Source organism: Prosthecobacter sp., from assembly GCF_046154365.1.
Lineage (GTDB): Bacteria > Verrucomicrobiota > Verrucomicrobiia > Verrucomicrobiales > Verrucomicrobiaceae > Prosthecobacter.
This window is the reverse complement of record NZ_JBJXFV010000091.1, coordinates 25,687-31,901: the sequence shown is the minus strand read 5'-3', so window position 1 is coordinate 31,901 and position 6,215 is coordinate 25,687. Positions and strand designations below refer to the sequence as shown.

10 protein-coding genes are annotated in these 6,215 nt (G+C 60.5%); all 10 read right to left on the bottom strand.

Going from position 1 to position 6,215, the window contains the following annotated elements; all coding sequences use genetic code 11:
* Positions 1 to 106: 106 nt before the first annotated feature.
* The 10 genes from ACKVY0_RS11955 to ACKVY0_RS11910 all read right to left on the bottom strand — a co-directional run bounded on the left by ACKVY0_RS11955 (position 107) and on the right by ACKVY0_RS11910 (position 6,186).
* Positions 107 to 607, bottom strand: coding sequence for an RNA polymerase sigma factor (locus tag ACKVY0_RS11955; RefSeq protein ID WP_409215052.1), 501 nt, complete (start codon positions 605 to 607; stop codon positions 107 to 109).
* A 51-nt stretch (positions 608 to 658) separates the two neighbouring features.
* Positions 659 to 1,114 carry a hypothetical protein gene (locus ACKVY0_RS11950; RefSeq protein ID WP_409215051.1) on the bottom strand — a complete coding sequence of 152 codons (456 nt, stop codon included), beginning with the start codon at positions 1,112 to 1,114 and terminating at the stop codon, positions 659 to 661.
* Positions 1,111 to 1,458: a hypothetical protein gene (locus tag ACKVY0_RS11945; protein ID WP_409215050.1), complete on the bottom strand. Its 348-nt coding sequence runs from the start codon at positions 1,456 to 1,458 to the stop codon at positions 1,111 to 1,113. The genes ACKVY0_RS11950 and ACKVY0_RS11945 overlap by 4 nt, the downstream gene beginning before the upstream one ends.
* 153 nt (positions 1,459 to 1,611) lie before the next feature.
* Entirely contained in the window at positions 1,612 to 1,845 is a 234-nt protein-coding gene (locus ACKVY0_RS11940; RefSeq protein WP_409215049.1) for a hypothetical protein, read from the bottom strand.
* 94 nt (positions 1,846 to 1,939) lie between these two features.
* Entirely contained in the window at positions 1,940 to 2,509 is a 570-nt protein-coding gene (locus tag ACKVY0_RS11935; RefSeq protein WP_409215048.1) for an RNA polymerase sigma factor, read from the bottom strand.
* Positions 2,510 to 2,522: 13 nt separating this feature from the next.
* On the bottom strand, positions 2,523 to 3,008 hold the full coding sequence (locus ACKVY0_RS11930) for a hypothetical protein (RefSeq protein WP_409215047.1): 486 nt from the start codon (positions 3,006 to 3,008) through the stop codon (positions 2,523 to 2,525).
* Positions 3,005 to 3,328 carry a hypothetical protein gene (locus ACKVY0_RS11925; RefSeq protein WP_409215046.1) on the bottom strand — a complete coding sequence of 108 codons (324 nt, stop codon included), beginning with the start codon at positions 3,326 to 3,328 and terminating at the stop codon, positions 3,005 to 3,007. Before ACKVY0_RS11925 ends, ACKVY0_RS11930 begins: the two co-directional genes overlap by 4 nt.
* An 83-nt stretch (positions 3,329 to 3,411) precedes the next feature.
* Positions 3,412 to 3,657: a hypothetical protein gene (locus tag ACKVY0_RS11920; protein ID WP_409215045.1), complete on the bottom strand. Its 246-nt coding sequence runs from the start codon at positions 3,655 to 3,657 to the stop codon at positions 3,412 to 3,414.
* 132 nt (positions 3,658 to 3,789) lie between these two features.
* Positions 3,790 to 4,026 carry a hypothetical protein gene (locus ACKVY0_RS11915; RefSeq protein ID WP_409215044.1) on the bottom strand — a complete coding sequence of 79 codons (237 nt, stop codon included), beginning with the start codon at positions 4,024 to 4,026 and terminating at the stop codon, positions 3,790 to 3,792.
* Between the two features lie 39 nt (positions 4,027 to 4,065).
* Positions 4,066 to 6,186, bottom strand: coding sequence for a multicopper oxidase family protein (locus ACKVY0_RS11910; RefSeq protein WP_409215043.1), 2,121 nt, complete (start codon positions 6,184 to 6,186; stop codon positions 4,066 to 4,068).
* Positions 6,187 to 6,215: the final 29 nt, after the last annotated feature.

Here is a 6,215-nt window from a genome sequence, read left to right as displayed (position 1 = left end):
GAGCGATGCGCTGATCTCTTTGCGTGCGCTTTACCTGACGCCCTCACGCTGGAACCACTTCTGGCAACAGCACTCCCAGCCGTCTGCTTCTTCGCTTTAATCTACATCATTCCGGCGACGCACCCTCCGCAATCTGCGCGTAGCTCATCTCCTCATAGGTAAAAAGCAGCATGGCCTCACGCAGATCCGGCGGCAGCGCCGCGATGGCTGCTTCAGTCGCGTGCAGGCGTTCGCCATTGTCCATATCCGCGTCGGGGGCGGCATGCTGGTCGGGTGTTTCGCTCCCGGCACCTTCCTCGGCCTCAAGAGCTGCGGTGGGATGATGGCGACGCCAGCGATGGTGATTCCGGCCGAGATTGGCAGCAATGCGGAACAGATAGGTGGGAAAGGCCGCAGTGGGCGAGTAGGAACCGCAGTGCTGGTAAAGGCGCACGAAGGTCTCCTGCGCCAGATCCACGGCGGCGTCGGGATCACCGGTCATGTGTTTCAGGAAGGCGGCAACCTTGTCCCGCCAGCGCTGCATGATCTCGTTCAAAGCCAGATCGTCCCCGGCAGCGAGGCGCTGCATGGCGAGGATGTCGGCGTCGGGAGGTGTGGAATCAGACATCGAAATTGCTCACGCGGAGCCAAGAGGTCAGACTTGGTTGGTCAAACGACTTTAGCCAGCAGAATACATGCCAAGGACATGCGGCAGCAGCGTGTCGAGAAACTGCTTCGCCTGATCGGCATTCAAGCAGGCGGCAGTCTGCCGCACATGCGCCAGCATGGCCTGCTGGCATTCGACGTGGAGTTCGGCACGGGCTTTAAGCGCTGCCGTGGCATCCTTGTGGGAATCGCGAATCACCGCCAGCAACGCGGTTTCCGCTTCATGAGCACGCATGCAAAGACCCTGGCATTTGGGCCGATAGGCCAGATGCAGCGCCTTCACCTTCTCAAACTGCGCCGCGTCGAGCCGGAGTCGTTGCCGCAGCCACTCCAGCTCGGGCAGCAGGCTTTCACGCTCCTGGGGCATGACACTCGTCATGCGTTTGTCATGCAGCCAGTAGCGCGAGCAGAAGAACATGCACACCCCAAGCGCGAGGGCGATGAGCAGGATGAGCTGGCCGCGTTTCATGGCATGTTCTCCATGCTGCTTTGCAGCAGCGGGTGAATGGATTCGACATAGGCCATTTCAGCGGCGGCGGCATGTTCCGCCCGCCCCGAACCTCCCAGCCATGCCCCCAGAGCAATGAATGCGGCGATCGTCAGTCCGGCTGGCAGCGGACGCGCCAGCATGGCAAACAGCGATTGAGTGAGCCTGCTGAGGCAGTTGCGGAAAGTGAGGGATGCCTCCGCCTCGATGCGCGCCCAGACCTCACGCCCGAAAGAAGCCGGGAGTTTGATCTGCGCAGGCGCTTTGCGGAGCACACGGTGGAGTTCATCGTCATTCATGACCGGGGTGTTGGAAGACGATTTCATCGTGAGACTGGATGGGTTGGGGTTCTAACTGACAAACACCGCAGTTCTCATAAACCCTGACAAAACATGCCTCCGTCGCAGCGCTGTATGGGCAGCGCGCAAGGGAGGCACATTCATTGGCAATTGCCGCAGGGGTCACGGCCGCGGAGCGCGTTACTTCGGCAGCTTGCCGAGATACTTGGCAGGATTGGCCTCGAACTTCTTGATGCAGGGCTTGCAGCAAAGTTTGATCTCCTGACCGTTGTAAACTTGGGTGATGGGCTTGCCCATGCTGCCGAGTTCGTTGTCGGTAACGAGGCAGGTTTTGATCGGGTAGGCGGCGGGGGCGGCTGAGGCAAGGCTAGCACCGAGGAGGAGGCTGGAGAGGAGGGCGAGGGTCAGTTTCATAGGGGTGTTGGTTTGAGTTGAGTGACCGTTGATTTCATCCGGTCATGAGGTGCAACTCCGCCACCGCGCCAACCCCTCGAACTATTTTCAAACTTCAGCAGGCCATGCGAGCGAGCGCTTCCTTCAAAGCCTGCCGGGCGCGATAAATGCGCACTTCAACGGCTTTGGCCGAACAACCGAGCGTGGCGGCGATGTCGGCGTGGCTCATGTCTTCGACGGTGAACAGCAGCAGCGCCTCGCGCAGATCGGCAGGCAGCGCGGCGATGGCCTGGTTCACCAGCGTGGTCTTTTCATGCAGGACCGCCGCAGCATCGGGGGAAAGCTGCGGATCAATCGGTTCATGCACGAGCTCGCCCTGCTCATCCTCCATTGGCACGGTGGGGTGGCGGCCTTTCCAGCGGGCGTGACTGCGGGCGAGATTCGCCGCGATGTGAAACAGGTAGGTCGAGAAGGCAGCCACGGGCTTGTAGCTGTGGCGGCTGGTGTAGAGGCGCACAAAGGTCTCCTGCGTGAGATCCATGGCCGTGGCATGATCTCCCACCATGCGAAGGAGAAACGCGGCGACGCGCTCGCGCCAGCGGGCCATGAGTTCGTTCAAGGCCAGATCCTCGCCACCAGCGAGTCGCTGCATGAGCACTACATCAGCATCGTGGGTGAGGTCCATGCGGCGGTGGGGATCAGTGGCCGCTGTGCTTGGTGGCAGGCTCCATCTTCATGTCGATGACCTGCGGCAGCATGGCATCGAGATAACTGCGCGCCTGCTCGGGTGATAGGCAGGCCGCTGTCTGGTAAAGATGCGTGAGCAGGGCTGTCTGGCATTCGACATGCAGTGTCGCCTGCTCTTGCAGAGCTGCCGTGAGTTCCGGCGAGACCTGTGTGCCGCCGCCGACGAGCTTTTTGATTTTGTCCTGGGATGCCATCACCTTCATGCACAGGTCTTCACAGGTCGGGCGGTAGGCCAGATGCAGTTCGGAGACTTTGGCAAATTGCGCGTCGTTCAGTTTGAACTCATGACGCAGCCATTCGAGTTCAGGCAAACGCGAACTGCCATCATGCGGGGCCGTGTCTGCCATCACGACATCACAGCATGATCGCTGCGTGATGACAAAGCCTGCGATGGCCGCCAGCAATGCCGCGAGGATGATCCAGAGGCCACGCTTCATGGTTGAGTCGAGAGACGGGCCGCGACTAAGGGGTTGATGGAGGCCACATAAGCCGTGCGGAGAGCGGCGCGGCCGTTGTCAGGCGTGATCATTCGTCCGAGTCCTGATCCCAAGAGCAACATCGCAGTGACCACCGCCATCGCAGGCGCAGGCTGCGCGACCCAGCGGAACAGCGACTCGCTCCATTGCCGCCATTGGGCTATCCACGATTGCTGTTCAGCGACGGCGATGCGCGCCCAAGTCTCGCGCTGAAACGAGGCGGGAAACTCCGGCTTCGGGTGCGTCTGCCGGATCAGATCATGGAGTTCGTCGTCATTCATGGCAGGGGAAGCTTGGCGGATGACGGGTGAAACACAACCCGCCAGATCATCCGATACTGGCGGGTTGCGGACTCGTGGAGCCATTACTTGCAGCAGCCCTTGGCTTTCACCGGAGCAGCATCCTTGGCCGCTGGCGCATCCGCGTGGCAGCTCATGCCGGTGGTGGCAGGCACGTCTTTGTCAGCGGTGGGCGCAGGTGCCTTCAGCATCTTGGTGCAGCAGCTCATTCCAGCAGGTTTATCAGCCGCTGGCGTGGTGGTGTCGAGGGCGATGCTGGTGCCGATGCCTGCAAGGATGACAGCGGCGAGGAGAGTGAGTTTCGTTTTCATGGTGGGGTCGTTTTGGTTTTTGGTTATGCGCCATGTGAGGCGTTCATCCAGTGCAACTCCACGCCGTCACCAACCCCTCCGACTATTTCAAAATCATGTGCCGTGGCGGCTTCACCCTGCGTCATGGGTGGGTTACTTCGGCAACTTGCCGAGATATTTGGCCTGATTGGCTTCGAATTTCTTGATGCAGGGCTTGCAGCAGAATTTGATCTCTTGGCTGTCATAGATCTTGGTGATGGGCTTGCCCATGCTGCCGAGTTCATTGCCGCTGACGAGGCAGTTCTTGAGCGGGTAAGGCTTCACATCCGCGGCACTAAGGCTGAGGACAAGCAAGGCGGTGGTGAGGAGGATGCCGAGTTTCGTTTTCATGGTGTGGTTTGGGTTTTGTTTTCAATGATGGTGGCACCATCAGAAGCGGAACAGCAGCCCGGCACCGAGACCGAACTGCGAGTGATACTGGGCGATGATCGAGGTGCGGCGCGTGAGTGTGTAGTCGGCACCCGTGGTCCATTCCCAGCGCGTGTTCGTATCATACTCCACGCGGCCCCAGACGCCGAGGCGCGGCGTGAGCTGGAAGCGCTTGGCGAGGGTGAACCTGGCATCGCCCTCGCTGTCGAGACTGACATTGGCCCAGACCATGAGCGGCAGGCGGTAGTTGATGCCTGCGACAGCGCGGTTCTGCGCATCGGGGTCGTTGGTGAAGCGTCCGCCGACAAAGGCTTGGAAGTTCATGTTAAAGTAGCGCTGGTAGAGCGCATCCACTTCGTATTCAGGATTGTCCACGCCCTGCCAGCCGACTTCCCAGCCGAGCAGGAGATCGTTCTTCGGATTCATGAGCGTGAGCAGCCCTTCGCTCATGTGGGATTGAATGGAGGCCGCGCCCCAGACGTAGGCCATGTCGTGGCTGTGCTCGCCGAGACCGGCGGCGTGATGGAGACTGTGATCTGTAGGCGCAGCCGCCAGACTGCGGTCACCGGGCACCCGCGTTCTGGCGAACGCGCCTACCTCATGCTCATAGCGAAACACGCGGGCCATGCCGGACATCATGTGATACAGGATGTGGCAGTGGAACATCCAGTCCCTGGCCTCGTTCGCCTCGAACTCGACCGTGCGTTTGCTCATCGGCGGTACATCGACTGTGTGCTTCAACGGTGAGCGTGCGCCTTGGCCCATCAGCAGTCGGAAGAAGTGGCCGTGCAGATGAATCGGGTGATGCATCATCGTGTCATTCACCAGTTCTAGTTCGATGATCTCACCGCGCTTGATCATCACATAAGGCTCCTGCGCGATGGTTTTGCCGTCGAAGCTCCAGATGTAGCGGTTCATGTCGCCGGTAAGGTGCATGGTGATCTTCCGGCGCGGCAGCTTTGCGGGCAAAGTCGTGTCCTTGACCGACTTTAGCACGCGGTAGGGCGATCCAGGCCGTGGCAGCTTCAACGAGGCGCGTACATCGTCTTCCTGCTCCTCCAGCGCGAGGTTCAACATCTCATCCATCTGGTATAGATTCGGCCTCGGCGGATCGGTGGCCGGTTTGAGGCTGCCAGAGCCGAAAAAGGCCGAAACATGCCCGCTGCCGTCCTGTGTGGTGGCACGCAGCTCATACTCACCGCTGGCTGGAATGGTGATGATCACGTCATAGGTCTCCGCGATCGCCATCAGGAAGCGATCCACCTTCACTGGCTGCACCGCAGGTCCGTCCGCTGCCACGATGGTCATCGGTCCGGCAGACGAGTGCAGATAAAAATACGTCGCCGCTGAGGCGTTCACGATCCGCAGCCGCACACGCTCGCCCGGCTTGCCGTCGATCCGTGTCTGGCGCTGTCCATTGACCAAAAAGGCATGATAGCCCACGTCGGACACGTCCATTGGCATCATGCGGTCCCACTCGCGCTGGAAGTAATCCTTCAAGTTGCCACGCTGCCATGCGCCGAGGATGGACTGCGAGTTCCTCCGCATCAGCCCGAAGTAGTCGCTGCCACGCATCAGCATGCGCATGACCTCCATGGGGTCCGTGTTCGTCCAGTCAGACAGCACCAGCACCTGCTCGCGATCCGCCTTCACAGGCTCACCGCCACGCGGCAGCACCACAATGCTGCCAAACACGCCGTTCTGCTCCTGCAAGTGCGTATGCGAGTGATACCAGTAGGTGCCGCTGTGCCGCAAATCGAAGCCAAACGTGTGCGTCGTGCCCGGCTGAATGGGCGGCGTGGTCACATGCGGCACGCCGTCTTGCTCGTTCGGCAGCAGCAGACCGTGCCAATGTGTCGAGGTCGTCTCGCGCTTGAGTTGATTGTGAACCCGGATGCGGGCGAAGTCGCCCTCACGGAAACGCAACGTCGGCCCGGGAATGCCGCCATTGATCGTGAAGCCACGCACCGCCTTGCCCGCCGGGCTCACGGTTTGCTCGGAGATGGTGAGATCATACTCCACCACGCGCTGACCAGCGGCGGGTTGCGGAATTTTGCAGTTGTCACAGGCCCATGCGGCCATGGCGGGACTAAAGAGGGCGAGAAGGAGAAGGCGTATCATGGAAATCGAGTCGTTGACGGTTCAGTGGC

What these genes read in the sequence shown, in the direction of transcription:
- ACKVY0_RS11955 (WP_409215052.1), bottom strand. Translation starts at nt 607, where the DNA reads ATGTCTGATTCCACACCTCCCGACGCCGACATCCTCGCCATGCAGCGC.
- ACKVY0_RS11950 (WP_409215051.1), bottom strand. Translation starts at nt 1,114, where the DNA reads ATGAAACGCGGCCAGCTCATCCTGCTCATCGCCCTCGCGCTTGGGGTG.
- ACKVY0_RS11945 (WP_409215050.1), bottom strand. Translation starts at nt 1,458, where the DNA reads ATGAAATCGTCTTCCAACACCCCGGTCATGAATGACGATGAACTCCAC.
- ACKVY0_RS11940 (WP_409215049.1), bottom strand. Translation starts at nt 1,845, where the DNA reads ATGAAACTGACCCTCGCCCTCCTCTCCAGCCTCCTCCTCGGTGCTAGC.
- ACKVY0_RS11935 (WP_409215048.1), bottom strand. Translation starts at nt 2,509, where the DNA reads ATGGACCTCACCCACGATGCTGATGTAGTGCTCATGCAGCGACTCGCT.
- ACKVY0_RS11930 (WP_409215047.1), bottom strand. Translation starts at nt 3,008, where the DNA reads ATGAAGCGTGGCCTCTGGATCATCCTCGCGGCATTGCTGGCGGCCATC.
- ACKVY0_RS11925 (WP_409215046.1), bottom strand. Translation starts at nt 3,328, where the DNA reads ATGAATGACGACGAACTCCATGATCTGATCCGGCAGACGCACCCGAAG.
- ACKVY0_RS11920 (WP_409215045.1), bottom strand. Translation starts at nt 3,657, where the DNA reads ATGAAAACGAAACTCACTCTCCTCGCCGCTGTCATCCTTGCAGGCATC.
- ACKVY0_RS11915 (WP_409215044.1), bottom strand. Translation starts at nt 4,026, where the DNA reads ATGAAAACGAAACTCGGCATCCTCCTCACCACCGCCTTGCTTGTCCTC.
- ACKVY0_RS11910 (WP_409215043.1), bottom strand. Translation starts at nt 6,186, where the DNA reads ATGATACGCCTTCTCCTTCTCGCCCTCTTTAGTCCCGCCATGGCCGCA.